The following is a 26,029-nucleotide window of genomic DNA, read 5'->3' as shown; positions in this document are numbered from 1 at the left end:
GTTAGACAGGTACTTCCTTTTTTATGAATAAAATATGTCTGCAGCTTATCCGGCAACCCATCCTGGCAACCCAAACTGGTATAGGCTATTTTTTCCAATTTATCGGCTTTTTGGCTATAATTAGATTAGATATTTCATGACATAAAGGAAAAAGATTATGACTGCAGACCTGCAAAATTCAAGACATCAATTAGGAAGACTGGTTGGCGTCAATAAGCGTGAAAATTACTATGAGCTTCATTACGCGACCGGCGAGATCGCCCGCGTCTACTTGATCGCAAGCGGCATCTTCCGCTACTGGCTGGATCCAAGTCAAGAATTTGCCGAAACAGATGACATGCTGGTCAAAGGCATCGAGCCCGACCCGCAATGTTTCGCCCGGGCCACGGCCCACGCGACCAGCGACATGTTCATCATCACCGCTGGCAGCTGCAAGTTGATTTTCCAGCAGAAAACCGGCACCTTCAGCATCTTTGACGAATCCGTCCACCGGCCGCGGATGGTCCAAGCTTCTGCCCTCGAACTGAGCGGCAAGCACAGCATCGAAATTCTGAAACAAGGGCAAAACGAATACTACTACGGCGGCGGAGTTCAAAACGGCCACTTCAGCCACAAGGGCGAAAAAATCACCATCAAGACCGATGGCATCACCGGGGCTGACGGCGTTCTGGCTGCCGTGCCTTTCTTCTGGACCAACGCTGGCTTTGCCGAACTGCGCAACACGACCGCGACTGGCCACTACGACTTCGGCCGGCAAAATTCCCAGCTCACCATCCTCAGCCACCGGACCCCGGTCTTTGACAGCTACTATATAATAGGAAACTCTCCGCAAGAATTGCTGTCCAGCTTCTATTATTTGACGGGCAAACCCTTCATGCTGCCCAGCTACGCCCTCTCCTTCGGCCACCTGGGCAACTTCCTTGATGGCTCCTGGCAAGAAGCTGACGGCAAGGGCCATGAAGCAGTCCGCTTTGAAGACAACCGCTACTACTCAAGAAAGGCTGAAACCGGCGCTCGCCTGCCTAGCCTGAACGGGGAAAAGGACTACCAGTTCTCCGCCCGGGCCATGCTGGACCGCTACCAGCGCTGGGGCTTCCCATTATCCTGGATCATCCCCAACTATGAAAGCCAAACCGCGGCCAAGCCTGATGACTTTGCCGCCTTTGCCAGCTATGCCCAAAATCGCAACTGCCATCCAGGCTTCTGGAGTGAAAAAGGCCAGCCTTTAGCCCGGCACAGCGAATTTGCCGCGGTCGACGACCCAAGCAGCGACTTGACTGCCGTCAATTCCGACCTGGCTAAGGAAAATCCGAAAGCCAAGCCCCTCACCCTGGTCCGCGACAGCCTCCTTCCTTACCAAGGCCAGGCTGCCCTGGCCTTCGGCGATGTCAGCGGCGACTGGTCCAGCATCAAAACGCAAATCTCTACCTTATTAGGTGCTGGTTTGTCCGGCCTGCCCTTCATTGGGGCAGCGGCTGGTGGCAAGCACGGGCAAGAAAACGCCCAAGTCGCCGTCCGCGACCTGGAATGGAAGACCTTTACCCCGCTTTTCTTCGTCATCGACGACCAAAGTCCCCTCAGCAAGACCCCTTTCGCCTTCAACAATAAGGTCTCCCGGATCATGAAGGCCTACCTTGGCTTGCGCGAGCAGCTAAAGCCTTACCTTTATGCCCTCAGCCGCCAGGCCCAAGACGGCCTGCCCCTGGTCCGGCCGCTCTTGATGGCCTTTCCGCATGAACAGGTTGGCTACGGCCGGGACTTTGCCGATGAATTCATGCTGGGCGACCAATTGCTTGTCGCGCCAATCGTCAACGGCAAGTCTGACAATCAAGGCATGAGCGTCCGCGACCGGATCTACCTGCCCGACAAGCAGACTGTCTGGATCGACCTCTTTACCGGCGACCGTTTGATGGGCGGCCGGGTCTACAACCGGCGCAAGTACCCTCTTTGGCAATTGCCCGTCTTCGTCAGAGGCGGCAGCATCTTTGACCTGGGCAACCGGCGCTTCGTTTTCTACCCGCAAGGCGACGCCTCCATCAGCACTTACAGCGACAACGACCAAAGCGACTACAAGCACAACAGCGCTCAAACCGTCATCCGCACCCATGTGGCCGACAGCAAGCTGCGCGTGATCATCGAACCAACCACCGGCTACTACCCGAACATGGCCATTAAAGAGAAAACCTTCCTTTATATATACTGTGACCAGCACCCAGATGAAATCCAGCTCCGGGCCGGCGACAATGAAGTCATCACCTTGACCGAATACGGCACGCCGGAAACCCTGCAAAGAGCCAAGGAAGGCTTCTACTACGACAACAAGTTCTGCTGGCCGGAAGGCTTCAAGGACTTGGGTTCAACCCCTCGCCCAGCTTTGATCATCAAGTTGCAGGAGCGGGACATCAAGCAGGAAAAGCTGGAAATCCTGGTCAACAACTTCCGCTTCGCCAATGAGCAACTGGTTCACCAGATCACCGACGCCGCCCTGCCCCTGCCGGGCAAGGTCGAAGTCGACCGAGATAAAATCAGCGCTCACTCTTTGACGGTCAAGTGGGCCCAGCGGACGCCTAGTGTCCAGATCGAATTGAACGGCCTGCTCTACACCGGGATCAGCGGGAACATCTTCACCTTCACCGACCTGGCCGCCAACACTGGCTACCGGCTGCGCCTCCGCTATGAAGCTGGCTACAAGGTATCCGAATGGTCCGACCTCTTGCAGGTCAAGACCAAGCGGGACCCGCGGGACTTTATCATTTCCAATGTCAAAGTCACTTCCAGCCAAGAAAGTGAACGTGGCCACCAGCTGAAAAACCTCCTGGACCGGCGACTGGCAACCGACTGGCAAAGCGTGGGCAAGCCAAGTGAGGACCAGCCACTGACTTTGACCTTCAGCTTCCCGGACCAAACGGAATTAAACAAGCTGATCTACCTGCCAAGAGCCAGCAGCCGGGATGGCCGGCCTTTGAAGATGCGGGTTGAAATCTCCACCGACGGTGAAAACTTCACCAGCTACGGATCTGACTACCAGTTCAACAGTGACTGCAAGAACAAGGTCATCGGTCTCAGAGGGGTCAGCGCCAAGGCTGTCCGCCTCAGCATCCTGGAAACGACCGGCGATTACGCTGCCGCCAGCGGCATCGACTTCTACCGGCCCCTTAAATAAGCAGTAGTTTTTAGACAATTTTAGACAAAAAAACAGTGGAAAGCTTCGCTATGAAGCTTCCACTGTTTTTCTTTAATCGAATCCGAGATATTCTCAGATTCTTTTCGCTGAGAAGGCAAGGATTGAATGAAATGTTGTTTGGATTTGTGTGTTAACCCTTGTCAGCACCTGCAGTAATCCCACTGACGTAGAACTTCTGCATGATGATGAAGAGGATCGTGATTGGGATAGCAATGATGACACAGCCAGCCACGAATTGGGCGAAGTAGGTCGTCGCGCTCCCCTTTGAAGAAGAAAGCATGTTGTACAGACCGTACGCGATCGTGTAGGTCTTTGGGTCACCTGAAGTAGAGAGGATGATCCCGGAGAAGATGAAGTCTACCCATGGTGCCATGAAAGTCGTTAAAGCTGTGTAGACGATCATTGGCTTGGAGAGCGGCAGGCCGATCTTAGTGAAGACCTGCCATTTGGTTGCACCATCCAGTTCAGCTGCTTCATCCAGTGACCGCGGGATAGTGTCGAAGAAACCCTTGGCAACGTAGAAGCCAAGGCCGGCACCACCGACGTAAACCATGATCAAGCCGCCCAGGTTCAGCATGTTCAGCCCCTTCAAGATGTAGTAAAGGGCGATCATGGACATGAAGCCAGGGAACATGCCCAAAACCAGGGCAATCTGCAGGAATGGCTTGCGGAATTTAAAGCGTAAGCGGGACAGAACGTAAGCAACTGAGATTTGGATAAAGGTTGACAGAGTAGCGGAAATAATCGCTACGATCAAAGTGTTGATAATCCAGTGCAGGTACGGGAACTGGGAGTTGGTAAAGATCCCGATGTAGTTCTGCAAAGTCCATTTTTCAGGGAAGAAGGTTGAGATAAAGCCAGTGTCATTGTATGAGAAGCTGGCCAAAACGATCCAAAGAATGGGGATCAGCCATAAGATTGCCAAAATCGTCAGCAATAAATATCTGAAGAAAAGGGATACTTTTCTCTGGTTAGAGTAAGACTTCAATTTTATCCCTCCTTAAACGCGGTGGTGTGACGGTAAGCGATCAAGGAAATCGTCGCACTCAAGATGAAGATCAAGATGCCCAGAACGGCTGAGGCGTTGTAGCGCTGCTGCTGACCGAAGGTCAAGTTGTAGAGCCAGTTGACCAGAAGGTCGGTTGAGCCGGCACCGTTGTAGTTGTTGTTCATTGGCTTACCACCAGTCAACAGGAAGATAACGTTGAAGTTGTTGATGTTGCCGATGAACTGCTGAATCAAGGACGGACCCATGACAAAGAGGATCTGCGGGAAGGTAATGTTGTGGAAAATCTGGAAGGAGTTAGCCCCGTCGATTCTCGCTGCTTCAATCTGGTCTTGTGGCAGGTTTTGGATAATTGCCATGGAAACCAGCATTGAAACCGGAATACCAATCCACATGTTGACGATGATGACCGTCAGCCGGGCTACCCAAGGGGCAGCTTCATTGTCGATGAAGTGAATCGGTCCTGAAATCCAGCCCCAGTTCTGCAGCAGGGTGTTCAAAGGCCCCTGCGCGTCCAGGAATTGCGCGATCAACAGCAAGGAAACGAATTGCGGTACAGCGTAAGCAATGATGAAGATCGTCCGCCATACTTTCCGGTGCTTGATCCCCTTGGATTCAATCAAGAGGGCCAGGAGCACCCCACCTAAGAAAGTGGTTGCCGTGGCAGCTACGGCCCAGATCAAGGTCCAGCCCAGGACAGGGAAGAAGGTCCCGGCCAGGTCCCCGCTCAAAACATTGCCGAAGGCTTGGAAACCAGTCCAGGAGAAGCCGATCGGGTGTTGGCGGTCGTAGTTGGTAAAGGCCATGGAAATCATGAAGACAGTTGGCAAAACAGTGAAGAGGATAATCCCCAGCAAAGGTACGAACATTAAGGTCGCGTGCAGGCGGGAGTCCAGCAGGCTGGCCAGTTCTTCCTTGTTGGTGGCAATGTGCTTGCCATCACGCTTCTTGATGTAGTTGGCCCGGGTTGAGCGCAAGTTGGTAATGTAGAGGCAGATGAAACCGATGACCAAGAAGAGAGCCATAATCCCGAAGAGGAGGATCAGGACTGAATTATCTGGCTGTTTAGTCACGTAAACGCCTTGAGCTTGGTCAAAGACGACTCTCTTGGTCTTGTTTTCCCCAAGGTTGCTCAGCATGCTGAGGGCACTGGCCCCGCTAAAGATGAACCAGACCAGGAAAACAATTTCACTGATCAGCAGGCTGAGGCCCTTGGCCCACTGCTTATTCTTCAGGGCGCTGGCGCCCATGAAGAAGAAGGACAGCTTGTCAGCCGCGTCCCCCTTGGACCAGACTTCTTTGTAGCTGGCTGCCGGAGGAACATGTCCTTTTCTTTTAAACATTTTTCATTACTCTCCTTCTCAAGCTTAATTAAAGTTGTTGCTGCTTAATTAAATTACTTTTGAGAAATCTTCTTTGAGAACTTGGCAAGTTGAGCCTTGTATTGGCTGGCCTTGATCTTGCCGTCGTAAGTACCGCTGATCAGAGGAGCTGCACCGTCCCAGAAGGTTGCCATTTGTGGCAGCTTTGGCTGCAGAACTGAGTTGCCTGGTTGCGCCATTTCGATAACTGACTTGGCAACTGGGTCGTTTTGTACGGCACTTGAGTTAACAGCGCTCTTCAAAACTGGGATTTGACCAGCCTTTTCGTGGGCGATCAATTGTGACTTCTTGTTGGTGATGTAAGCAGCCAGTTGTGAAGCGGCCTTGGCATTTGAAGTGTGGGAGTTAACCGCGAACCCTTCGATACCCAAGAAGGCTTCCAATTGCTTCTTCTTGCCGCCAACAGTTACAGTTGGGTACTTGGCAACAGCAAAGTTCTTGCCCAAGATCTTCTTGATGTTGGCAGCGTTCCATGGACCGTCCATGATGGCGTCAGCATTGCCCTTCTTCAGCTGGTTCAAAGCGTTTGAAGTCTGCATTACACCCTTGTTGCTCTTTTGCTTGGCAATCCAGGTCAAAGCGTTGACACCGTTTTGGCTGTTGAAGGTTGACCCCTTCAAGCTTTCACCGTTTTCCCCGTACAGGGTAGTGCCAGCTGAGAAGAAGATTGGCCACATGGTGTAAGCGTTGGTGAAGTCAGTTGCCAGAACGCCCTTGGAAGTCAAAGTGTCCCAGTCCTTAACATCGCTGGCTGACAGCTTGGACTTGTTGTAGTAGATCGTGTCGGCTTGTTGAGCGTATGGGTAAGCGTAAACCTTGCCCTTCCAGGTAACGCCCTTGTATGCCTGGGTGACATAGTTCTTCTTGATGTTGGCAGTGTCACTTGGTGACAGCGGGTTGATGTAACCTGCGTTTGCCATTTGGCCTAATTGGTCGTTTGGAACTTCAAAGACGTCGGCTGCTTTGGAAGCGTCCTTGCCAACGTCAGTCTTGGCGTTAGCTGAACCGTTAGGACTTTGGGTAACCTTAACAGTAATGTTTGGATACTTCTTGTGGAAGTCCTTAACAATGTCCTTGTAGTATGATACTTGTTCAGTGTCTACCCACAAGGTAAGTGATGCCTTCTTGTCGGCAGTTGATGAACTGCTGTTGCTGCTCTTGGAGCATGCTGACAAACTCAAGGCAGCCAATACTGCCGCGCTGCTCAAAGCAGCCTTCTTAAAGAAACTCATTTTTTCCTCCTAAACAAACAATTGTTTATTTTTTCATCATCTTGCAGCTCGAGCTGCAAGTTGATTAGCTGAATTAATTATTCTTAAGCGTCCGATATTTGATGGAATTAATCGGTAATCGTTACTTGCGTTTCCTTGTCAAAGAAGTGGGCGTTGTTCAAGTTGAAGCCCGCCTTGACGCTGTCGCCTGGCTTATGGAAGTCACGGGCGTTGACAACGCCGACGAATTCGGTCTTGTCAACGTTCATGTACAGCTGGCTGGTTGCACCCAGCAATTCGGAAACGACAACCTTGGCGGAAACGACCGCTTCCGGCCAGGTTTCCAGGAAGGCTTCTTCCATGTGGATGTCTTCTGGCCGCAGGCCCATTACGACCGGCTTGCCGTTGTAGCCCTTGGCGTCCAGCGTCTTGGCCCGGCCTTCCGGCACCTTAAGCTTGATGCCTTGACCATCGTCAATGTAGCCGTCCTTGTAGGTCACGTTGAAGAAGTTCATCTGCGGTGACCCGATGAAGCCGGCAACGAACTGGTTGGCTGGCTTGTTGTAGACTTCCTTTGGCGTGCCGATCTGCTGGATCCGGCCGGCGTTCATGACAACGATCCGGTCAGCCAAGGTCATGGCTTCGGTCTGGTCGTGGGTAACGTAGATGGTGGTCGTCTTCAAGTTCTGGTGCAGCTTGGCGATTTCCGCCCGCATGGAGACACGGAGCTTGGCGTCAAGGTTGGACAGAGGCTCGTCCATCAGGAAGATCGGGGCGTCACGCACGATCGCTCTACCCAAGGCAACCCGCTGTCTTTGCCCACCGGACAGGTCGGCTGGGCGCCGTTCCAAAAGGTGGGCCAGGCCCAGGACTTCAGCGGCATTCTTGACCCGCTTGTCGATTTCATTCTTGTCATAGTGGCGCAGCTTCAAGCTGAAGGCCATGTTGTCGTAAACCGTCATGTGCGGATAAAGGGCGTAGTTCTGGAAAACCATGGCGATGTGGCGGTCGCGGGGAGCCACGTCGTTCATGACCTTGCCACCGATTTCCAAAGTCCCTTCAGTGATGTCTTCCAAGCCGGCAACCATCCGTAAGGTCGTTGACTTACCACAGCCAGACGGGCCGACAAAGACGATAAATTCGTGATCGCCAATGTGCAGGTCGAAGTCTGACACTGAGTAGTCGTCAGCGTTTGGATACTTCTTGTAGATGTGATTTAAGTTGATTTTTACCATTTTTCCTTACCTAATTCCCTGCTTCAAAAACTTTCTCAATCTCGGTCAAATCCAAGGCGCTGGTTGAACCAACGATGTAGTCGGCCCCTTTCAAAACGATCGGATCGCCAATCCCGACCGCGAACTGGCCGGCCGCCTTGATGGCCGCTACGCCTGCTGGCGCGTCTTCGAAAGAAATTACTTCATTCTTCTCCAAACCAAGCAGTTCCTGGGCCCGGATGTAGATTTCCGGATCCGGCTTGCCGTGCTTGAGGGTGGCCGGGTCAACCCGGGCGTCAAACATGTCTTCCAAATCCAGCTGCTTCAAAATCAAAGGAGCGTTCTTGGAAGCTGAGGCCAGGCCCATCTTTAAGCCTTGAGCCTTGGCCTGCTTGAGCAGGTCGTCCATCTTTGGCAAGATGTCGGCCCGGGTCATGTCCTTGACCGCGTTCACGTAAGCCTCGTTCTTCTTGGCCGCCAGGGCTTCTTTTTCTTCCTGGCTGTAGTCGTTTTCCTTGTGCCCGTATTCCAGGATGATTTCCAAAGAATCCATTCTGGACAAGCCGCGCAGCTTGTCGCCGAATTCTTCCGGCAGTTCAATCCCGATGCCGCGGGCCAGGTCTTGCCAAGCCTTGAGGTGGTAGACGGCCGTGTCAGTGATGACCCCGTCCAGGTCAAAAATTAATCCTTTAAGCATTGGCTTTGTCCTTCTTTCAAAGTTACTTCCTGGTCCCAAACCTTGACTGGCAAGTCTTCACCAGACAGAAGGGTCAGCTTGACTTCCTTGTCCTTTTCAACTGCCAAAGCCAAGATGCGGCCGCGGTAGTTGATCTTGAAGCTGTAGCTGGACCACTTCTTTGGCAGGAATGGGGCAAAGCTGATGCCGTCTTCGTTGTAGCGCATGCCGGCAAAGCCTTGCACGATGGCCAGCCAGCTCCCGCTCATGGAAGTGATGTGCAAGCCGTCAACCGTGTCGTTGTTGTAGTTGTCCAGGTCCAGGCGGGCAGTCCGTTCATAGAATTCAACCGCCTTGTCCTGCTTGCCCAGTTCAGCAGCCAGAATGGCGTGAATTGACGGACTCAGGGAACTTTCGTGAACCGTCATCGGTTCGTAGAAGTCGTAGTTTCTTTCCTTCTCTTCCTTGGTGTAGTGGTCATTCAAGAAGTAGATCCCTTGCAAAACGTCGGCTTGCTTGATGAATGGGGACCGCAGGATCTTGTCCCAGGACCAGTGCTGGTTCAGCGGCAGTTGGTCAGCCGGGATGGTGTCCTTGCTTCTGAGGTCCTTGTCCAGGTAAGTGTCATGTTGGACGAAGATGCCCAGTTCCTTGTCTTCTGGCAGGTACATCCGGTCGACAATGTCTTGCCACTTGGCCAGTTCCTCGTCAGTTACCTGCAGGCGCTTCTTGGCTGCTTCCGTTGCCAATGGCCAGCGCTCGATCGTGTAGCCCAGAAGCCACTTGGCCATGGTATTGGTGAACCAGTTGTTGTTGACGTTGTTTTCGTATTCGTTCGGGCCGGTTACCCCGTGGATCATGTATTGGCCCTTGCGCTTGGAGAAGTGGACCCGGTCAGCCCAGAAGCGGGCAGTTGAAACCAAGACGTCCATGCCTTCGTCCTTGACGTAGGAGTCATCACCCGTGTAACGGGTGTATTGGTAAATAGCGAATGGAATGTCCGCGTTCCGGTGGATTTCTTCAAAAGTGATTTCCCATTCGTTGTGGCATTCAATCCCGTTGAAGGTAACCATTGGGAAGAGGGCACCCTTGAGGCCTTGCTGGCGGGCGTTGTGGAAGGCACCTGGCAATTGTTCATGCCGGTATTCCAAGAGGGACTTGGTAACTTCCTTAGGCGCAACGGCCAGGTACATCGGCACGATGAAGGCTTCAGTGTCCCAGTAAGTGGCACCGCCGTACTTTTCACCGGTAAAGCCCTTCGGCCCGATGTTAAGGCGTGGGTCTTGGCCGTAGTAGGTCATGAAGAGCTGGAGGATGTTGAAGCGGATCCCCTGCTGAGCAGCCGGATCACCTTCAATCGTCACGTCGCAGCTTGCCCAGCGCTTTTCCCAGACAGCTTCATGGTCGGCCAGGTTCTGGTCAAAAGTCTTGCTGGTCAATTTGGCCATCAGTTCATCGGCCTTGGCTGCTTGTTCTTCATCAGCCACGTCCCGGCTGGTGATGACGATGACGTCCTTTTCCAGTTCCCAGCTTTGGCCGGCCGCCAAAGTCTTGGCGAAGTGCTCGCTGACTTCGCCGCTGGCGGTAGTCACGTCGCCGGAAAGGATTTGACCGTCTTCCCGGGTAACTTCCTTCAAGAGAACCGTGAATTGTGGGGTGCCGAAGTTGTTTGGCTTGGTCCGCAGCTGGATGCTGCGGCCGTCAGCATCTTCGCTTAAGGCATCCCAGAAGCCTTCTTCGTAGTTGCTGTCTTCGTTGACCACGTTCCCGTTCAAGCGGCTGGCAATTTGCAGGTCAGCTTCACCGCTGAGGACAGTGGCCTTGACCTTGATCAAAGCAGCTTCCTTGATGACGGAGCTAAGGAAGCGGGTGAAAGTAAATTGAACCCGGCAGTCCTTGCCTTCATAAATAAAACTTCTGGTAAGCAGGCCTTGGTGCATGTCCAGGCTAAGACTGAAATCACTGATTTCATCAGTTGCCAGGTCCAGCTTGTGACCGTTGATGGTCACCGGCAGGTCAATGAAGCTTGGGGCGTTCAAGGTCTTGCCGAAGTAGTCCGGGTAACCGTTCTTCCACCAGCCGACCCGGGTCTTGTCCGGGAACCAGACACCGGCGTAGTAGGTACCCTTCAAACTGTCGCCGCTGTAGCCTTCTTCAAAGTTGCCGCGCAGACCCATGTATTCGTTGCCGATTGAAGTCATGCTTTCCTGAAGGCGCTTGTCTTCTTTTGAAAAGGTATGACTGGTCAATTTCCAGGGATCAATTTCAAAAATTCTTTTCATCGCTGTTCTTCCTCGCTCAAATCATTCTGTAATCATTATCAGCTAATATGCAAACGCTAACAAGCTTTATTTTTATGTTACCGTTAACAGCTTCTATTTCACACTCAGAACATAGCCCTTGTCAGCCAGCTGGCCAGCTTCCAAGCCCCGGCTCAAAGCGGCTTTCGCGCTTAGGCTGACAGCTTGGCCGGTCGTGTTGAACCAGCCTTCGATAGTTTCCTTGCCGGTCCGCTTGACGTGAATTAAACCGTTTTCGGCAACTTCCAGCCAGGTCTGCCCCTTGCTCAGGCTTTCCCAGTGCTGGCGGCGGAAGGCGATGATCGCCTGAACTGCCTGCCAGACCGGACTGCCCTTTTGGCTCCAGTCCATTGGCTTGCGGCAGTCAGGGTCATTGTCCCCGCTCATGCCCATTTCCGTCCCGTAGTAGATGCATGGAGAACCGGTTTGAATGAAGGTGAAGGCCAAAGCCTGCAGGGCCTTGTCTTCATCTTCACCGGCCACCGTCTTGATCCGGGCAGTGTCGTGTGAGTCCAAAACGTTCAGCATGGCTGAGTTGCTCTGCTCTCTGTAGAGGAAGAGCTGGTCAGTCAAGAGTTCAGTCATGGTCTTGGCATCTTGCGTCCCCTTGAGGAAGTGGTCGGCAATCTGGCCAGTGAATGGGTAGTTCATGGTACCGGAGAATTCATCCCCATTCAGCCAGGATTGGCTGGAGTGCCAGGATTCGCCCAGGACGTAGAAGTCAGGCTTGATGGCCGTAACAGCTGCCTTGAACTTCTTCCAGAATTGGTGGTCAACTTCGTCAGCCACGTCAAGCCGCCAGGCATCGATGTCGAATTCCTTGACCCAGTAGGTCGCGATCGTCAAAAGGTAGTCCACGACTTCCGGGTTGGCGGTGTTCAATTTCGGCATATGCTTTTCAAAGGCAAAAGTCTCATAGCTTGGGTCGGCCGGGTCATATGGTTCAACCGGGAAACGGTTGATGTGGAACCAGCTGGCAAAGCGGGATTCCGGCCCATTTTTGACAACATCCTGCCACTGCATGGAGGAGTCGCCCATGTGGTTAAAGACCGCATCCAGCATGACCTTCATCCCCCGGGCGTGGGCTTCGTTGACCAAGCGGGCAAAAAGCTGCTTGTCCCCAAAGTCCGGGTCGATTTCCAGGTAGTCAATCGTGTCGTACTTGTGGTTGGAGCTGGCCTTGAAGATCGGGCAGAAGTACAGGCCGTTGATCCCCAATTCTTGCAAGTAGTCCAAGTGGTCCAGCACCCCTTGCAGGTCACCGCCGTAGTAGTCTTCCCGGCCTGGGTGGTCGCTTGGATTCCAAGCCTTGACGCCCTCTGGGTCATTGCTCTTGTCCCCGTTGGCAAAGCGTTCCGGGAAGATCTGGTACCAAACTGTCTCCTTGACCCAGTCCGGGCTCTTGGTCATGTCGACTGCATGGAAGTAAGGGAGCTTGAAGTAGTTGTTCGGGTCCTCGTAGCTTTCCTTTTCGTTCTTTCTAAAGCCACGGTCGCCGTAAACCCATTCCTCGCCATCTTCGCCGTGAATTTCAAAGACATACTGGGCCCGGTGCAAAGGCAAAGTCACTTCCGTTTCCCAGTAGTCGTTTACTTGGCCGCGTCCGGCCAGGTCCATGGCCTGCTTCTTCAAGTTGGTCAAGGGTTCGTGAACGTCACAATAGTGGACGTAGACTGCCTTGACGTCGCGGCCCGTGTGCAGGCGCAGCTTCATGGTCTCCGTCGTCACCAGGTAGCAATCTTCGCTTTCAGGTCTGTGTCTAACTGCTGCTGTTTGCATTTTTGTTTCCTCGCTAAAAAATCATCATCACGTTTGTTATTTGCTTCTTGCTTTATTGCTTATTTTTTCTTTTGCAAAACTGCCCCGGCAAAAGGCATCAAGGTCAGTTCCTTGCCTTGCAGGTTGATGCTGCCAGCCGTCAAGACGGAAGTCATCTCTTCTGGCAGGGTCAAGTGCTCCTTCTTGGCGCTGAGGGAAACGACCACTAAAGCCCGGTCATCCCCTAAATCCCGCTGGTAGACCAGGAGGTCTGCTTTGGTATCCAGCAGGTAGTAGCTGCCCTTGGTAAACAAAGGCGTTTGCTTCAATTTCAGCAGCTGCCGGTAGAAGTTGAGCATGCTGGATGGGTCAGCATCTTCGCTGGCCACGCTGACCTTGTCCCGGCTTCTGCCAGTCAGCCAAGGCTTGGCAGTGCTAAAGCCGCCATACTGGCTGTCGTCCCAAGGCATTGGTCCCCGGGCCGGCAATTTATGGGTCTGGCTGGCCATTTCCAGAGCCGCTTTTTCATCGACTCCGGCTTCGCCAGCTTCCTTGACAAAGTCAGCCACCGTTTCATCAGCAAACTGCTCTACATTGTCAAATTCCAGGTTGTGCAGGCCTAATTCTTCTCCGTAGTAAATCACCGGGATCCCCCGCTCCAGGTACATGGCCATGGCCAAAGACCGCTGCTGAACCGGAGTCTTGGCGATCCGGGTCGCCAGGCGGGCCATGTCATGGTTGCTCCAGTACAAGGTTGGCGCGGCCGACAAAGTCTGCTGCCAGACGGTCTGGTTTTGCTTGAAGGCCAGCCAGTCAAACTCTTTTGGCTGGTATTGGCCGCTGAAGTCGGGGTTGACGGAATCTTCTTTTTCCGTAAAGTAGCGGAAGGTAATGACTGAGTCCATCAAATTCCGCTGAGGGTCGGTGTAGTCGGCCGCCAGGTTGATGCTGGCGCTGGCCGCTTCCCCCAAAAGCAGGAGATTAGGAAATTCTTCCCGCAGGCGAGCACAGAAAGGAGCCAGCCATTCCTGCACTTCCGGCCGGTTGGCGAAAAAGTCTTCCGCGATGACCGGCTTGTCGTCCTCACTTGGGTAGGACTGGCGCAGGTCAGCCTTGGCGATGTGGATGAAGGCATCCAGGCGCAGGCCGTCGACCCCCTTCTTGAGCCAGAACTCAGCCGCCTTGAACATTTCCTCGCGGACAGCCGGATTCTTCCAGTTAAGATCTGGCATTTCCTTGGCAAAAAGGTGGAAGTAGGACTGGCCCGTTCCGGCCGGGTCAGCTGCCCAGCAGCTGCCGCCAAAGAAGCTGCCCCAGTTGTTTGGCCGGATCCCGTCTTTACCGGCAAAAATGTAGTAGTCCCGGTAAGGGCTGGCCGGATCACTAACCGCGGCCTTAAACCATGGATGCTGATCAGAAGTGTGGTTTAAAACAAAGTCCATGATCAGCTTGATCCCGGCCTGGTGCAGGTCGGTGACCAGCGCTTCAAAGTCTGCCATGGTCCCCATGACCGGGTCGATCTTGTAGTAGTCGCTGACGTCATAGCCATTGTCGACGCCCGGTGACTGGTAGATCGGGTTGAGCCAGACAGCGGTGATGCCCAGCTGCTTTAAGTAGGGAATCCGCTGGCGGACGCCGTTTAAGTCGCCGATGCCGTCGCCGTTGCTGTCTTGAAATGATTTCGGGTAAATCTGGTAAATAATGGCATTCTTTTGCCATGCATCCTGCTTAGTCATGTTTCTTTTTCCTCCAGTAAAAATTTAACCAAATTTGTTGTAGCGCTTACAAGCATAGCCTGTCTGTTATCGGTAACAAAAGGCAATGAAAAAAGCATCCCTAAGGATGCTTCAGTCACTATTTGGTTGATTCGGCCTCGCTCAAGCTTGGTTCGATAAAGACCTCCCCTTGCGGAGCGCCATTTTGGGAAATTTTTCTTAAAATGAGTTCCGCCAGCTTCTCGCCAATCAGCCACAGGTTCTGCTTGACAGTCGTGATCGTCGGCGATGACACCCGGTCTAAAAGGACCCCGTCATAGCCGATCACGCCAAAGTCTTCCGGAATCTTGGCTTCTGCCTCTACCAGGGCCTGGATAACCCCCATGGCAATCCGGTCGCTGGCGCAGGCAAAGCAGGTGTTCTTGGGAAATTCACCCAAGTGTTCCTGGATAAATTCGCGGGCCGCGGCTGAGCTGTTTTCCACCCGGAAGACACTGGGAATCTTCTTGTTTTGCTGCATGGTGTTGACATAGCCGGCTTCTCTGGAAAATTCAAAGGCTTCACGGACATCGATGCCGATAAAGACCACGTTCCGGTAGCCAGCCTTCAAGGCGTACTTGGTTGCCATGGTCTCACCGGCCAGGTTGTTGGTGTCAACAAAGTCGTAGCCGCCCCGGTTCTCGCCAAACAAAACAAAGGGCTGCTTGAGCTCATTGAGCATGCCGTAGTCACTGGTTCTGGCCCCGGTGATCACGTAGCCGTCGGCTGCCCCCTGGTCCAGCTGGCTCCCCTTCAAGAGCAGCTGGAGAGAATAGTTTTTCTTCTTCAATTCCGTCGCCATGCCAAACAAGACATTGGTAAAGTAGGGGTCAGTCTCATCGATGTCTTCCAAAATCACGAACTTCACCACGCTGGTCTGGTTCTTGGCCAGGGCCCGGGCAGCGTTGTTGGGGTGGTAGTTCAACTTGTGCATGGCATCTTCAACGACCACCTGCAGTTCCGGGGCGACCAATTCGGGGTGGTTGATCACCCGCGAAACGGTCATTTTCGACACGTGGGCCTTGCGAGCCACATCTTCTAAAGTAGCGGTTCTCTTCAAGCAAATTTCCTCCCATCAAGGATTCATAGTCTAACTTTTTCCTTCTTCACTTCCTACGCTAGATTCTAACACAAAATAGTATATTTTTTGTAAGTTTAAAAATTCGCTTTCAAAAAATTAGATTATCTATTCAACTAATCAGATAAATGACTTATTTTTCCACCCGGCAAAGAAAGGCCGCGTAAGGAGGTAACAGAGACTTGGACAGGTCTTCCGGAACGGGAACGTTGGCCAGGAGGACTTCCTTGACCTTATCCGGCAAGGAGACTTCCTGCTCCTCGCCAGTCAAGTTGCAGACCAGCAGCCACTTGTCTTCGGCGTTTTCCCGGTGGTAGGCCATGACGCCATCTGCCGTGTCCAAAAGTTCAAAGGACCCATCGGTCAAGATCCGCTCCTGGTGGCGGAGGGCAATCAGCTTCTTATAGAAATAATAAATTGAATCAGGATCATTCACTGCATTTTGAACGTTTATTTTCTGGTAGTTGGGGTTGACCGCCAGCCAAGGCCGGCCACTGGTAAAGCCGGCCGAGCTTGAATCATCCCACTGCATTGGGGTCCGGGCATTGTCCCGGCCGCGAGCATTGATGGCCTTGATCAGGTCCTCCTTCTTCCAGCCCTCTGCCAGCCGCTCTTGATACATCCGCCGAGCTTCGATGTCTTCTACCTCGTCGATAGCAGAAACCGGGCAGTTGGTCATCCCGATTTCCTCGCCCTGGTAAATGTAAGGTGTCCCCCGCAAGCCGTGCAGGAGCAGTGCCAGCATCTTGGCGCTGCGCTCACGGTACTGCTGGTCATTGCCGAAGCGGGACACGATCCGCGGCAGGTCGTGGTTGTTCCAAAAGAGGCTGTTCCAGCTGTGGTTGAAGTCCAGCTTTTGCCACTTGGCCAAGACATTCTTCAAATCGCCGTAATTAAGGGGCTTGGTGTCCCACTTTTCCTTGCCGGCCTGCTTGTCCAGTTCCGTGAATTCAAACTGGAAGACCATGGACAGCTCTTTTCTGTCCGGGTCGCTGTAAAGGGGAGCGTTGGCCAAAGTTGCCCCCCAGGTTTCCCCGACCGTCAAAAAGTCCCGGTCGCCAAAAGTCTTCCGGTGCATCTCCTGCAGGTAGTCGTGCAGCTTAGGGCCGTTGGCGGTGATCTCTTCTTCTGGCACCTTGCCGATCAGTTCGATTACGTCCATCCGGAAGCCCCCGATCCCCTTGTCGATCCAGAAGTTCATCAAGTCGTAGACCTTCTGCCGCAGGGCCGGGTTCTTCCAGTTCAAATCCGGCTGCTCTTTGGCAAAAAGGTGGAGGTAGTACTGGCCGACCTGGCCGTCATATTCCCAGGCGCTGCCGGAAAAAGCCGACTTGAGCTCATTGGCCTTGTCCGCCCAGACATAGTAGTCGTGTTCCGGGGAGGATGGATTTTTCCGGGCTTCAATAAACCAAGGGTGCTGGTCAGAAGTGTGGTTGACCACCAGGTCCATCACGATCCGGATCCCCCGCTTCTTGGCCTCACTGATTAATTCCTCCATGTCCGCCATGCTTCCGTACTTAGGATCAATCGCTTCGTAGTCGGCGATGTCATAGCCATTGTCAACGCCTGGTGACTTGTAGACCGGGCAGAGCCAGATAGCATCGATGCCCAATCCTTGCAGATAGTCCAGCCGCTTGATGATCCCCTGCAAGTCGCCGACCCCGTCACCGTTAGTGTCCTGGAAGGACTTGGGATAAATCTGGTAAATCACGGCCTGCTTCCACCATGGTTCTTGCTTTTCTGTTGTCATTTTATTTCCTCAAACTCTCATCTAAATTCAGCTGAAGCGCTGTCATTTTTCTACAAGTTTAGTATAGGAAAAACAGGCGCGGATGCAAGCAGTTACCGCTAACCAAATGAAAAAGAGCTGCCAGGGCAGCTCTCATAAATACATTATCGTGCTATTGGTAAAGCTGGGTCAGCTTGTCCTTGTTTTCGTCATAGTTGATCCCGGAGAAAAGATGGTCCAGCCACTCCAGGCTCAATTTAAACCAGCGGGCCGTGTGGGGATTGCCCTGCCAAAAGATGTCTTCCGTGGACAGTTCCGGCGTGGCCAAGGAGTAGCCGTGATAGCCGATGTCAAACATGTGTGCCTCGCACTTGACCTTGTTTTTGAACAAGGCTTCCTCGTAGGCCATGGCATTGGTTGGCAGGCAGATCGGGTCATTCCAGGACTGAAAGATGAAAGTCGGCGGCGTCTTGGGAGTTACCCCCAAGGCCGTGTCGATCAACTTCGGGTCATCCGGCAAGGCCCCGTCAGCCCGGCCGCCAATTTCAAAGGCCACCTTGTGGACATCAGTCAAAGGATAACCCAGAATCGTGGCATTTGGCCGGACCTGGTCCCCCTTATAGCCATACTTTTCCTGGTATTCAGCTTCGTCAGCCAGGTAGTTGGCCGCGCTGACGATATGGCCGCCGGCAGAAAAGCCGATGGTCATGATCTTGTCTGGGTCAATCTGGTATTCAGCCGCGCGTTCGCGGTAGTAGCTGACCGTGCTGAGGACGTCCAGGCCGGCGTCAGGGTAGATCTTGCCTTCATCCTGCAAAAGATTGTAGCTGACCACGCAGGCGTTGAAGCCCCGGCTGACATAGGCCAGAGCCACCGGCTCACCTTCCTTGACTGACAGGTGGGTGAAGGAGCCGCCCGGCACCACGATAGCCAGGGGGCGGAGCTTGTTTAAGGGAGCATGGCTGCTTTTGACCGTATAGGTCTGCAGCTGGTAGGTCCGGCCGTTAAAGTTCTTGATCTCTAGTTTTTTCGTTTCCATTTTTTGCCTCACTTTGCCGGCTCATTCCCTTGGCCAGCAAAAAAGTCGCCAAAGGAACCGTCAGCAGCACACCGAGCAGAGAATACATGATAATCAGTGCTTCATTTACAAAAAGTTTATCATTAATCACCTCACTAAAGGAATAGTGCAGGCGGTAATACCATAAAAAGAGGGACAAAAAACTGCCAAACATCCCGTAGATGATGGTGTTCATGGCCGTGCCCAAAACGTCGTAGCCAATCGCTGCCCCGCTCTTCATCAGCTGTTCTTCCGTAATCTCCGGCTTGGCCTTCTTCAATTCCAAAATCCCCGAGCTCATCGATACGGCAGCTTCCGCCACCGCCCCAAGGGCTGAGAAAATGGCCACGGTAACGGCGATCTGCCCGTAGCTGATCCCCGGCATCTGGGAGTGGCCCAAGAGAATTTCCCCGGCTTCCGGCCCCAGACCGGCGGCTTGCGCCAGATATTGGATGCCTAAGATCAAAACGCTGACCAAGCCTAGGACGATCAAAGAGGCATAGAAGGAATTTTTGGCCACGGTATAGTCATGGGTGCCCAGGAAGATGATCGTGACCAGCTTGAGGGGCACGAAGATCGCGGTGATAACGGGGATGCTCAAGCCCCAGGAGATGAGCATGGCCACCAGGACCAGCAAGAGGCTGTTGATCAATACGCTGAAGAAGCTGCGGATCCCGGTCTCCCCGCCGATGACGGTCATCAAGATGGCCAAAACAATGATTAAAGCACCAAGGCTGCTCATTATTGCTTACCTCCTTTCTCCGGCTTTTTTAAAAAGAGAAGGCTGCAGAGGCTGGCAAAAACGATGGTCAAAACGATCCCGATCGCTGAAACCGCGCTCTGCGTTGCCCCCAAGGACATGGTGAAGTTAAAAGTCGTCCCGATAGTATTGTTGTCCCGGAAGTACAGGATGCTTTCAGGCAGGGCTTCAGAAATGAAGATCAAAACCAAGACGTTGATCAAGGGTCCCATGATCTCCTGCCCCATCGTCCGTCCGCTGGCCAAAAGCTCCTTGACGGTGATATCGGGCTTGTGCTGGATCAATTCATACAGGCTGGAAACAATGTCCGTTGCCTCGTCCATCACTGCCCCAAGTACCCCCAGCAGGGCCTGGGCCATGAAGATCCCCCGCGTGTCCTGGGTAGCGTAGTCGCCCATTTCATAGTTGAGGTAGGTCTCCCCGGTCAGTTTAATAACGGCGTAACAGAGAGCAAAAGAGACGAAGACCCCGAGCAAGGTCGCCAGCCAGGTGACCAACATCTTTTTATTAATCCCCTGCACGATCGCCAGGCTGAAGAAGGAGAAGACGATATCAGCCACAGAGAACATCCAGATGATCCCGGCCCCGTTGACTGCCACGTCCCAGAGAATCAAGCAGTAAAACAGGATCCAGCTGATGGCCATGGAGACGATCAAGTGCCAGCTCCGCCGGCCGACCACGGCCACCATCAAGGACAAAGTAATGGCCAAGGTCATGACCAGAATCCAGTCTCTTTTCGGCGAAACCAAGGCCAGGCTGCCGTCGGTTACAGTCACGAAGACCCGCTCGCCGGCCCGGTACTTCTGGGTGACCAGCTGGGAAGGATAGTAGGTATTGACCGTTTCAAAGGTCTGCCCCTTGTACTTGCCGGTTAAGACCTGGACATGGAGGTACTGCCGGCGTTCTTCATCCTTGTTGCCGTAAATATCAGTTTCTTTTTTCAGCAGCCGTTCCTTGATCTTCGTGTCCGTGATCACCGCCACTGGGTTCTTGTAGCCAGTCGTCTTAAAATAGGTCAGCGCGGCCAGGCCCAGACCCACGGCCAGCAGAACCAGGGCGGCCAAGAAGCGCTGCTTTTTCGTTTCCATCCTCTTCGCGTTTGCCTTTCTGTTTTTTGTTTTAGTTTTCAGCACTTTTTATTTTAGTGCAAAAAAAGGACCGCTTTCGCGGTCCCCCTTAATATTTAAGCTTAATTTAGCAATTTGCGCCATTATTTAAAAATTTTCTTCCACCAGGGAGTCTTCTTAGGCGCCAGCTGCATGTCGGCCAGGGTCCGGTAAGTTGGTGCCCCTTTGGCCGCGTTCTCCTGGGCCCGGCTGAGCAGTTCCCGGTGGACTTCCTGGTCGCTCTTGGCCATGTCAGCCACGACCTGGGCCCTTTTTTGTTCCGGGGTGACTGGCTCTTCTTCCAAAAAGCCGTCATCAAAATCGGGCAGGTCCAGGACATCGTCGGCTGCCTGCTCTTCAGCAGTTTTTTCTGCCTTATCCGCTTTCAGCTGGGCCAGCTGCTCTTTCAGCTCGGCAATTTCCTGGTCCTTAGCGGCCAGGGCGGCTTCCAGCTGGTCTTCCCTGGCGGTTTTTACCGGCTCTTCTTTCTTTTCGCTGGCAAAAAGTTCCCGGGCAGCTTGGTCGACCTTCTGGCCCTTCTTGACCAGGTCCTGCATTTGCTTCAGCTTTTCCAAGTCTGCTGGCCGGTAGCGGCGGGCATTCTTGACCCGGGGAAAGTAAGCGGGTGATGTGGCCTTTTCCACCGCCTGCGAATACTTGCGCAGGGTGTTTTCGCTGACCCCAAGGGCCTGGGCGGCTTCACTGGTCTTCATCTGCTCACTTATCTCACTCATGTTCTGACTTTCTTTCGCAAAAAACTAAATTTTCAAAGAACTTTTCCCTTAGTCGTGCTTGTGCAGGAGGGTCTTCTTGTGGGCGTAGCGCTCTTCAGCCAGCTTGATCAAGCGGGTGATCAAGTCTGGGTAAGAAATCCCAGCTTCTTCAAACAGCTTCGGGTACATGCTGATGTTGGTAAAGCCTGGCAGGGCGTTCAATTCGTTGAAGATGACTTCCCCGTCGCTTTCTCTAAGCATGGAGTCAACCCGGGCCATGCCGCTGCATTCAGTGATCTGGTAGATCTTCAAGGCGTTTTCCCGGACCTTTTCCGCGGTTTCTGCCGGGATCTGGGCTGGGATCTGCAGGGTCGTGGTTGATTCTTCGCTGTACTTGTTTTCGTAGCTGTACCAAGTGTTATCGGCGTTGATGATCCGGCCGACCCCGGAAACTACCGGGTGGTCATTGCCCAAAACGGCAGTTTCAACTTCAGTGCCGACGATCCCTTCTTCAACCAAAACCTTGTCATCGTACTTGAAGGCTTCAGCCAAAGCTTCAGCGTAATTGCTGTCGTCAACTACGTGGGTGATGCCGACGGAAGAACCCTGGTTGGACGGCTTGACGAAGAGGTTGCTGGTGCCCAGCTGGCCGCTGACCCAGTCGTAGCTGAGCTTTTGGTTCTTGGCGTCTTCGTATTCGTAGCGCTTGATGGATACCCACTTGGCTACCGGCACGCCGGCTCTTTGGGCCAGGATCTTGGTGAATTCCTTGTCCATGGTTACGGCTGCCGCCAAAACGTCGACCCCGACGAAAGGCTTGTCGATCAGGCGGAAGAGGCCTTGCAGAACCCCGTCTTCGCCCAGGTTGCCGTGGACGATTGGGAAAAGCACGTCCAGTTCCGGCCGGGAAGCCAGCTCGATCAAGTTGGAAAGGTTGGCCGTCTTATCGGTCTTTTCCACCATGTAGTCTGGCTCTTCCAGGACCTTGTATGAATCAGCTTCACTGGCCACATAGCCGGAGTTCGTGATCCAGATCGGGTGCACGTCAAACTTGTCCTTGTCGATTGCCTTGTAGATGTTGCCGGCTGAAGTGATTGAAACTTCGTATTCGGAGGAGTTCCCACCAAAAATCAAACCAACTTGTGTTTTTTTCGTCATTGTTTCGTCTCCTTTTATCAACTCTGTATTATACCGAAAACTCGGGCTTTTGGCGCACTTTCCCGGCAAATTTTAAGCTTTTTTAGCGAAAGCGCTTAATGGCGAAAAAAGAAAAAAATCAGCTATAATATAAACTAGAAAGGGGTTGATGAAGATGCGTCATAAACCAGTACTGTTTTTGCTGCCGACAATCTTTTTGGCAGTGGGGCCTACGACTGTCCAGGCAGCGGAATTCACGCCGCAGGAACAGGCAGAGGTGCTTCGTTTTCAAAGAGAATACCAGGCCTTGAGCAAGGCCGTCTACACCCAGCAGAATATCTATGCCAGCAAGCCTTCCTTGAAGAAGAAGTTCAAGGCGGGCAGCTTAAAGACCAGCTACATCAACGAGCAAGTCGCCTACATCAACTACTACCGTGACCTCTTCGGCTTAACCGCCGTCAAGACGACCAGCCAGGGCAACAAGAATGCCCAGACGACAGCCGCCGTCATGGCCGCCATCAATGCCAACCCGTTCGTCAACCAGCACGGGCTGCCAAACGAGAAGCGGCCAAGCTACATTTCAAAAAAGAACTGGCTTTTGGCCCAGGATATTTCCAACTCGGCCAACCTTAACTTCAATGCCAGCCCGCAGACAGCCGGGGATGTCGTGACCGACCTCTTGACCGACCGCTACAACCTGTCAGGTTCTGACACCGGCCACCGGGCTTGGCTTTTGTCCACCCGCCTCAGCAAGATCTCAGTTGGGGCAGCCTACGGGACCAATGGCTACCGCTACTCAGTCAATCAGGTTTTGAACGTAGGCGACAGCTCAAGAACTGCCAGCCGGGAAATGGTGGCCTATCCAAACGCCGGGGTCTTCCCCCTGGAGCTTTTAAATGGACAAAACATCGCCTGGTCTTTGTACTTCTCAAACAAGATCGTGACCTCAACGCCAAAGATCACCGTTACTGACGATGATACCGGTAAGACAGTCACGGCCAGCCAGGTAGCCAACTACAGCGAATACGGCTTCGGCAACTTCCAGACCGTGATCACCTACTACCCAAGCAAGCTGCAGCTGACAGCCGGCCACAAATATACGGTCAGAGCCGGTAACCTGGCTACTTACAGCTTCAAGCTCTTCAAGCAGAGCAGCAGCCAGACTTATTCCAGCAAGGTCTCCTCTTCCAGCACCCAAAGCAAGAACAAGGTCAGCCAGCAGGATCTGCAAAACAAGGGCCTGGCCAAGTACCTCTACAAGGTCGGCAAGAAGATCTCCACCGTCAAGAGCAAGAAGATCACCAATGCCAAGGCGGTCAAGAAGACCAGCAAGGCTAAGAAGACTACTAAGAAATCCAGCAAGAAGTCTAGTAAAAAGTCCACGAAAAAGTCTGGTAAGAAATCTAAGCCTAAGGCTAAATCTAAAAAATCTAGCAAGAAATCCAAGTCTAAAGCTAAAAAGACCAGTAAGAAATCTGCTAAAAAATCCAGTAAGAAGAAGTAAACAAGTAAGTGTATAAATTAAAGCAAAACAGACAACTATGCAGCAACACGACGAGTTAAATTGCATCAGCCACGTGCCGATTTTCAAGAACCTCCCCCTGGACCTGCGCCAGGACTTGGTTCACATTTCGACCCACCAGCAGTTTTTTAAAAAAGGGAGCTTGATCCATGCCCCGGGCGATGGCCGCTTATCGGTCATGTCCCTGGACTCAGGCCGGGCCAAGGTCTACAGCCTCAGCCCCGACGGCCATGAGCAGGTCCTCAGCCTAATGCAAAAGGGCGACATCAACGGGGAAGAAAACCTCTTTGACACGGAAAACGACGACCTCTTCATCGAAGCCCTGGAAGACAGCACGGCCTGCTCCATCAACTATTCCGACTTCCAGGACCTTCTGCTCAAGTCACCAGAGCTGTCCTTGCACCTCTTAAACGAGTTCGGCAAGCGCCTGGTCAGTGCCCAGAAGAACGCCATGCGCCGCAACAGCCTGGAAGCTGGCCCCCGCCTCTACGCCAGTCTTAAAGACTACGCTGATGAAGCCGGATCAAGCACCTTCACCCTGCCCCTAAAGAAGAAAGACCTGGCCAGCCTGCTGGGCATCACCCCCGAAACTCTCAGCCGGGAGTTCTCCAAATTAAAAAAGGATGGCTACATCGCCGCCAAAGGCAAGCAGATCACCATTCTCAAATAGAGTAAATAGCAAACTAAAAAGGCAAAGCCGCTGGCTTTGCCTTTTTGCTATGTTAATTTGAAGTTGCCTGCCATGGAATGGCGCTGACAACATATAAAATGACGCCGGCGATCACGAAGTCCAGGAAGACCCCGCTGGCGATTTCCAGCCAGTAGCCCAGGTCGGCCACGGTAATCACCGAGGTATCCATAAAGATCGGCACCATGGCCAAGATCCCGTAAACCAGGATGAACCAAAAGGCGGTCCACATCAGCCCGGCTGTCATGTCGTGAATCACTGCCCGCTTGGTGTGACTGGCGAAAGCCTCCCGCAAAATCGAGACTAATGCCACCAGGCAAAGCAGAATCACCAGCAGGTTGACGATCCGGATGATCGTGATCAAGTTGGCCTCCAGCATGACCGTGGCCAGGTCAAAGGCGTTGCTGACAATATAGACTGAAGAATTGCTCTGCTTCTTCAGCTTCTTGCGGATGGCGGTCACCTGGTCGGTGTCCGTCTGCTCCTTCTTCAAGATCACGGCCTTGATATCCTTGGCCAGATCAAGATTGCTGGTATGGATAAAGTGCCAGCCGTACTTGTAGTCAATGATCAAGTCGGCAACTTCTCTGGCCTGGTCGTCAGAGATCAGGTTCTTTTCATCGCTGGACCCGTTGACGATCGTGGCCAGGCGGTTAAAGTGGCTGTTGACCTGCTGACTGACCACAACCGTATTGCTGTCGGTCTTGATGGTTTCCTTCATGAAAGCAGGATTCAGAAAAGTTCCCGTGGCCAGCAATAAGCTGAGCAATAAGAAAGCTATAAAGGCCAAGGGACGCTTGTATTCTAACGCGTTGTCCGCGATTTCATAGTTGTTCCTTCGTCTGCGCGTTCCGGAACTTTCTGCCATGCGCTCGCTCCTAACTGTAAATTTCCTTGCCTTCGTCAAACATAGTGTCGATCTCGTTGTGGACCTCACCGATGTTGCTGTCGTCAATGATTCCGTGACCTTCTTCCAGCACGGCCGTAATTTCTTCCGGATCCGCGTGCAAAAAGCTGTACATCAGGGAACTGGTTGAGTAGTCGGCCAGCTGGGTCGCGTTAAGACCGTGCTTTTCCCGGTCCCGGTACAAACGGCCGACCCCCGTAACGATAAAGGCAATCCCGGTCCGGATTTCCTGGTAGTTGCTGTATTCAGAAAAAGCATGGTGGGACTTCATCCACTCATCCAGCATCCGGCTCCAGTTGTCCAAAGAAGTCTGGTCAGTAAAGGCCTCCGTAATTACCCGGTCCAAGCCCTTGTCCGTCATCCCCAAAGTCGCGATCGTGTAGATCAAAGCATCCACCCGGGCAAAGGGGTTCTTCTTGGGCACGTGATAGTTTGCTTCTACCTGGTCCCACATGGTGTTGAACAGGTTTCTGACGATATCTGTCATCAATCTTGCCTTGTGTGGGTAGTAGGACTGCAGCAGGGACTTGGAAATACCCGAGTTCTCCGCGATCATCTGCAGGGAAACATGGTCAAAGCCATTGGCTCTGATCAAGCGGAAGGTGTTGTCCAAAATCTCCCGCCTTCTCTGCATGTTCTTTCTTCTTGCCATCGATCATCTCATCCTCTCTGTAAAGTTAATAAAATTATAGCAAGATTTCCTTGCCTAATCACAGCGATAACGCTTGATTTTACCCAAATCTGTTATTTTTCCCGCTTTCTTCAGTCACATTCCCAAAAATAATCTAAAAAACAAGAGCAAAATAAGAGAAAAATCAACATAAACAAAAAAGGAGACCGCTAGCGG

The 26,029-nt window shown here is 52.8% G+C and carries 20 protein-coding genes; 3 read left to right on the top strand and 17 right to left on the bottom strand.

Annotated features, from left to right (window positions below; all coding sequences use genetic code 11):
• Positions 1-157 precede the first annotated feature (157 nt).
• Positions 158-3,163, top strand: a complete 3,006-nt coding sequence (locus ACYVUU_RS01030; RefSeq protein WP_484499693.1) for a TIM-barrel domain-containing protein — start codon at positions 158-160, stop codon at positions 3,161-3,163.
• Positions 3,164-3,314: 151 nt separating this feature from the next.
• On the opposite strand, the gene ACYVUU_RS01025 is transcribed toward ACYVUU_RS01030, so the two are convergent.
• The 15 genes from ACYVUU_RS01025 to ACYVUU_RS00955 form a co-directional block, all read right to left on the bottom strand.
• Positions 3,315-4,172 carry a sugar ABC transporter permease gene (locus ACYVUU_RS01025; protein WP_484499692.1) on the bottom strand — a complete coding sequence of 286 codons (858 nt, stop codon included), beginning with the start codon at positions 4,170-4,172 and terminating at the stop codon, positions 3,315-3,317.
• Between the two features lie 2 nt (positions 4,173-4,174).
• Positions 4,175-5,533: a carbohydrate ABC transporter permease gene (locus ACYVUU_RS01020; protein WP_439776100.1), complete on the bottom strand. Its 1,359-nt coding sequence runs from the start codon at positions 5,531-5,533 to the stop codon at positions 4,175-4,177.
• 53 nt (positions 5,534-5,586) lie between these two features.
• A complete protein-coding gene (locus tag ACYVUU_RS01015) occupies positions 5,587-6,804 on the bottom strand; it encodes an extracellular solute-binding protein (protein ID WP_439776101.1) in 1,218 nt (405 codons plus the stop codon).
• A gap of 107 nt (positions 6,805-6,911) precedes the next feature.
• The gene (locus ACYVUU_RS01010) at positions 6,912-8,018 is read right to left on the bottom strand and encodes an ABC transporter ATP-binding protein (RefSeq protein WP_439776102.1); all 1,107 of its coding nucleotides are present in this window, start codon (positions 8,016-8,018) and stop codon (positions 6,912-6,914) included.
• 10 nt (positions 8,019-8,028) lie between these two features.
• Positions 8,029-8,694, bottom strand: coding sequence for a beta-phosphoglucomutase (gene pgmB / locus ACYVUU_RS01005; RefSeq protein WP_439776103.1), 666 nt, complete (start codon positions 8,692-8,694; stop codon positions 8,029-8,031).
• Positions 8,679-10,955, bottom strand: coding sequence for a glycoside hydrolase family 65 protein (locus tag ACYVUU_RS01000; protein ID WP_484499691.1), 2,277 nt, complete (start codon positions 10,953-10,955; stop codon positions 8,679-8,681). Before ACYVUU_RS01000 ends, pgmB begins: the two co-directional genes overlap by 16 nt.
• A 93-nt stretch (positions 10,956-11,048) precedes the next feature.
• Positions 11,049-12,752 carry a glycoside hydrolase family 13 protein gene (locus tag ACYVUU_RS00995; RefSeq protein ID WP_484499690.1) on the bottom strand — a complete coding sequence of 568 codons (1,704 nt, stop codon included), beginning with the start codon at positions 12,750-12,752 and terminating at the stop codon, positions 11,049-11,051.
• Between the two features lie 59 nt (positions 12,753-12,811).
• Positions 12,812-14,467 carry an alpha-glucosidase gene (locus ACYVUU_RS00990; protein WP_484499689.1) on the bottom strand — a complete coding sequence of 552 codons (1,656 nt, stop codon included), beginning with the start codon at positions 14,465-14,467 and terminating at the stop codon, positions 12,812-12,814.
• A gap of 118 nt (positions 14,468-14,585) precedes the next feature.
• Entirely contained in the window at positions 14,586-15,545 is a 960-nt protein-coding gene (locus ACYVUU_RS00985; protein ID WP_484499688.1) for a LacI family DNA-binding transcriptional regulator, read from the bottom strand.
• 151 nt (positions 15,546-15,696) lie between these two features.
• On the bottom strand, positions 15,697-17,313 hold the full coding sequence (locus tag ACYVUU_RS00980; RefSeq protein ID WP_484499687.1) for an alpha-glucosidase: 1,617 nt from the start codon (positions 17,311-17,313) through the stop codon (positions 15,697-15,699).
• Between the two features lie 151 nt (positions 17,314-17,464).
• Positions 17,465-18,331, bottom strand: a complete 867-nt coding sequence (locus tag ACYVUU_RS00975) for an alpha/beta hydrolase (protein ID WP_484499686.1) — start codon at positions 18,329-18,331, stop codon at positions 17,465-17,467.
• Positions 18,297-19,091, bottom strand: coding sequence for a YibE/F family protein (locus ACYVUU_RS00970; RefSeq protein WP_439776110.1), 795 nt, complete (start codon positions 19,089-19,091; stop codon positions 18,297-18,299). The genes ACYVUU_RS00975 and ACYVUU_RS00970 overlap by 35 nt, the downstream gene beginning before the upstream one ends.
• The gene (locus tag ACYVUU_RS00965) at positions 19,091-20,197 is read right to left on the bottom strand and encodes a YibE/F family protein (RefSeq protein WP_484499685.1); all 1,107 of its coding nucleotides are present in this window, start codon (positions 20,195-20,197) and stop codon (positions 19,091-19,093) included. Before ACYVUU_RS00965 ends, ACYVUU_RS00970 begins: the two co-directional genes overlap by 1 nt.
• 122 nt (positions 20,198-20,319) lie before the next feature.
• On the bottom strand, positions 20,320-20,949 hold the full coding sequence (locus ACYVUU_RS00960; protein ID WP_484499684.1) for a helix-turn-helix domain-containing protein: 630 nt from the start codon (positions 20,947-20,949) through the stop codon (positions 20,320-20,322).
• A 48-nt stretch (positions 20,950-20,997) separates the two neighbouring features.
• Positions 20,998-22,086, bottom strand: a complete 1,089-nt coding sequence (locus ACYVUU_RS00955; RefSeq protein ID WP_484499683.1) for a D-alanine--D-alanine ligase family protein — start codon at positions 22,084-22,086, stop codon at positions 20,998-21,000.
• 148 nt (positions 22,087-22,234) lie between these two features.
• Here ACYVUU_RS00955 and ACYVUU_RS00950 point away from each other — a divergent pair, with 148 nt between their 5' ends.
• Entirely contained in the window at positions 22,235-23,569 is a 1,335-nt protein-coding gene (locus ACYVUU_RS00950; RefSeq protein ID WP_484499682.1) for a CAP domain-containing protein, read from the top strand.
• A gap of 37 nt (positions 23,570-23,606) precedes the next feature.
• The gene (locus tag ACYVUU_RS00945; protein ID WP_439776115.1) at positions 23,607-24,257 is read left to right on the top strand and encodes a Crp/Fnr family transcriptional regulator; all 651 of its coding nucleotides are present in this window, start codon (positions 23,607-23,609) and stop codon (positions 24,255-24,257) included.
• A 52-nt stretch (positions 24,258-24,309) separates the two neighbouring features.
• On the opposite strand, the gene ACYVUU_RS00940 is transcribed toward ACYVUU_RS00945, so the two are convergent.
• Positions 24,310-25,143 carry a hypothetical protein gene (locus ACYVUU_RS00940; RefSeq protein WP_484499681.1) on the bottom strand — a complete coding sequence of 278 codons (834 nt, stop codon included), beginning with the start codon at positions 25,141-25,143 and terminating at the stop codon, positions 24,310-24,312.
• Positions 25,144-25,153: 10 nt separating this feature from the next.
• Positions 25,154-25,834, bottom strand: coding sequence for a TetR/AcrR family transcriptional regulator (locus tag ACYVUU_RS00935; RefSeq protein WP_439776117.1), 681 nt, complete (start codon positions 25,832-25,834; stop codon positions 25,154-25,156).
• Positions 25,835-26,029 lie beyond the last annotated feature (195 nt).

This window comes from Lactobacillus sp. WILCCON 0058 (assembly GCF_057198005.1).
Note: the sequence above shows the minus strand (reverse complement) of the source record. Positions and strands in the feature narration are given on the sequence as shown.

Excerpts from the sequence above, each read along its gene's own strand:
- ACYVUU_RS01030 (WP_484499693.1), top strand. The coding sequence starts at position 158 with ATGACTGCAGACCTGCAAAATTCAAGACATCAATTAGGAAGACTGGTT.
- ACYVUU_RS01020 (WP_439776100.1), bottom strand. The coding sequence starts at position 5,533 with ATGTTTAAAAGAAAAGGACATGTTCCTCCGGCAGCCAGCTACAAAGAA.
- ACYVUU_RS01015 (WP_439776101.1), bottom strand. The coding sequence starts at position 6,804 with ATGAGTTTCTTTAAGAAGGCTGCTTTGAGCAGCGCGGCAGTATTGGCT.
- ACYVUU_RS01010 (WP_439776102.1), bottom strand. The coding sequence starts at position 8,018 with ATGGTAAAAATCAACTTAAATCACATCTACAAGAAGTATCCAAACGCT.
- pgmB (WP_439776103.1), bottom strand. The coding sequence starts at position 8,694 with ATGCTTAAAGGATTAATTTTTGACCTGGACGGGGTCATCACTGACACG.
- ACYVUU_RS01000 (WP_484499691.1), bottom strand. The coding sequence starts at position 10,955 with ATGAAAAGAATTTTTGAAATTGATCCCTGGAAATTGACCAGTCATACC.
- ACYVUU_RS00995 (WP_484499690.1), bottom strand. The coding sequence starts at position 12,752 with ATGCAAACAGCAGCAGTTAGACACAGACCTGAAAGCGAAGATTGCTAC.
- ACYVUU_RS00990 (WP_484499689.1), bottom strand. The coding sequence starts at position 14,467 with ATGACTAAGCAGGATGCATGGCAAAAGAATGCCATTATTTACCAGATT.
- ACYVUU_RS00980 (WP_484499687.1), bottom strand. The coding sequence starts at position 17,313 with ATGACAACAGAAAAGCAAGAACCATGGTGGAAGCAGGCCGTGATTTAC.
- ACYVUU_RS00975 (WP_484499686.1), bottom strand. The coding sequence starts at position 18,331 with ATGGAAACGAAAAAACTAGAGATCAAGAACTTTAACGGCCGGACCTAC.
- ACYVUU_RS00970 (WP_439776110.1), bottom strand. The coding sequence starts at position 19,091 with ATGAGCAGCCTTGGTGCTTTAATCATTGTTTTGGCCATCTTGATGACC.
- ACYVUU_RS00965 (WP_484499685.1), bottom strand. The coding sequence starts at position 20,197 with ATGGAAACGAAAAAGCAGCGCTTCTTGGCCGCCCTGGTTCTGCTGGCC.
- ACYVUU_RS00960 (WP_484499684.1), bottom strand. The coding sequence starts at position 20,949 with ATGAGTGAGATAAGTGAGCAGATGAAGACCAGTGAAGCCGCCCAGGCC.
- ACYVUU_RS00955 (WP_484499683.1), bottom strand. The coding sequence starts at position 22,086 with ATGACGAAAAAAACACAAGTTGGTTTGATTTTTGGTGGGAACTCCTCC.
- ACYVUU_RS00950 (WP_484499682.1), top strand. The coding sequence starts at position 22,235 with ATGAAGATGCGTCATAAACCAGTACTGTTTTTGCTGCCGACAATCTTT.
- ACYVUU_RS00945 (WP_439776115.1), top strand. The coding sequence starts at position 23,607 with ATGCAGCAACACGACGAGTTAAATTGCATCAGCCACGTGCCGATTTTC.
- ACYVUU_RS00940 (WP_484499681.1), bottom strand. The coding sequence starts at position 25,143 with ATGGCAGAAAGTTCCGGAACGCGCAGACGAAGGAACAACTATGAAATC.
- ACYVUU_RS00935 (WP_439776117.1), bottom strand. The coding sequence starts at position 25,834 with ATGGCAAGAAGAAAGAACATGCAGAGAAGGCGGGAGATTTTGGACAAC.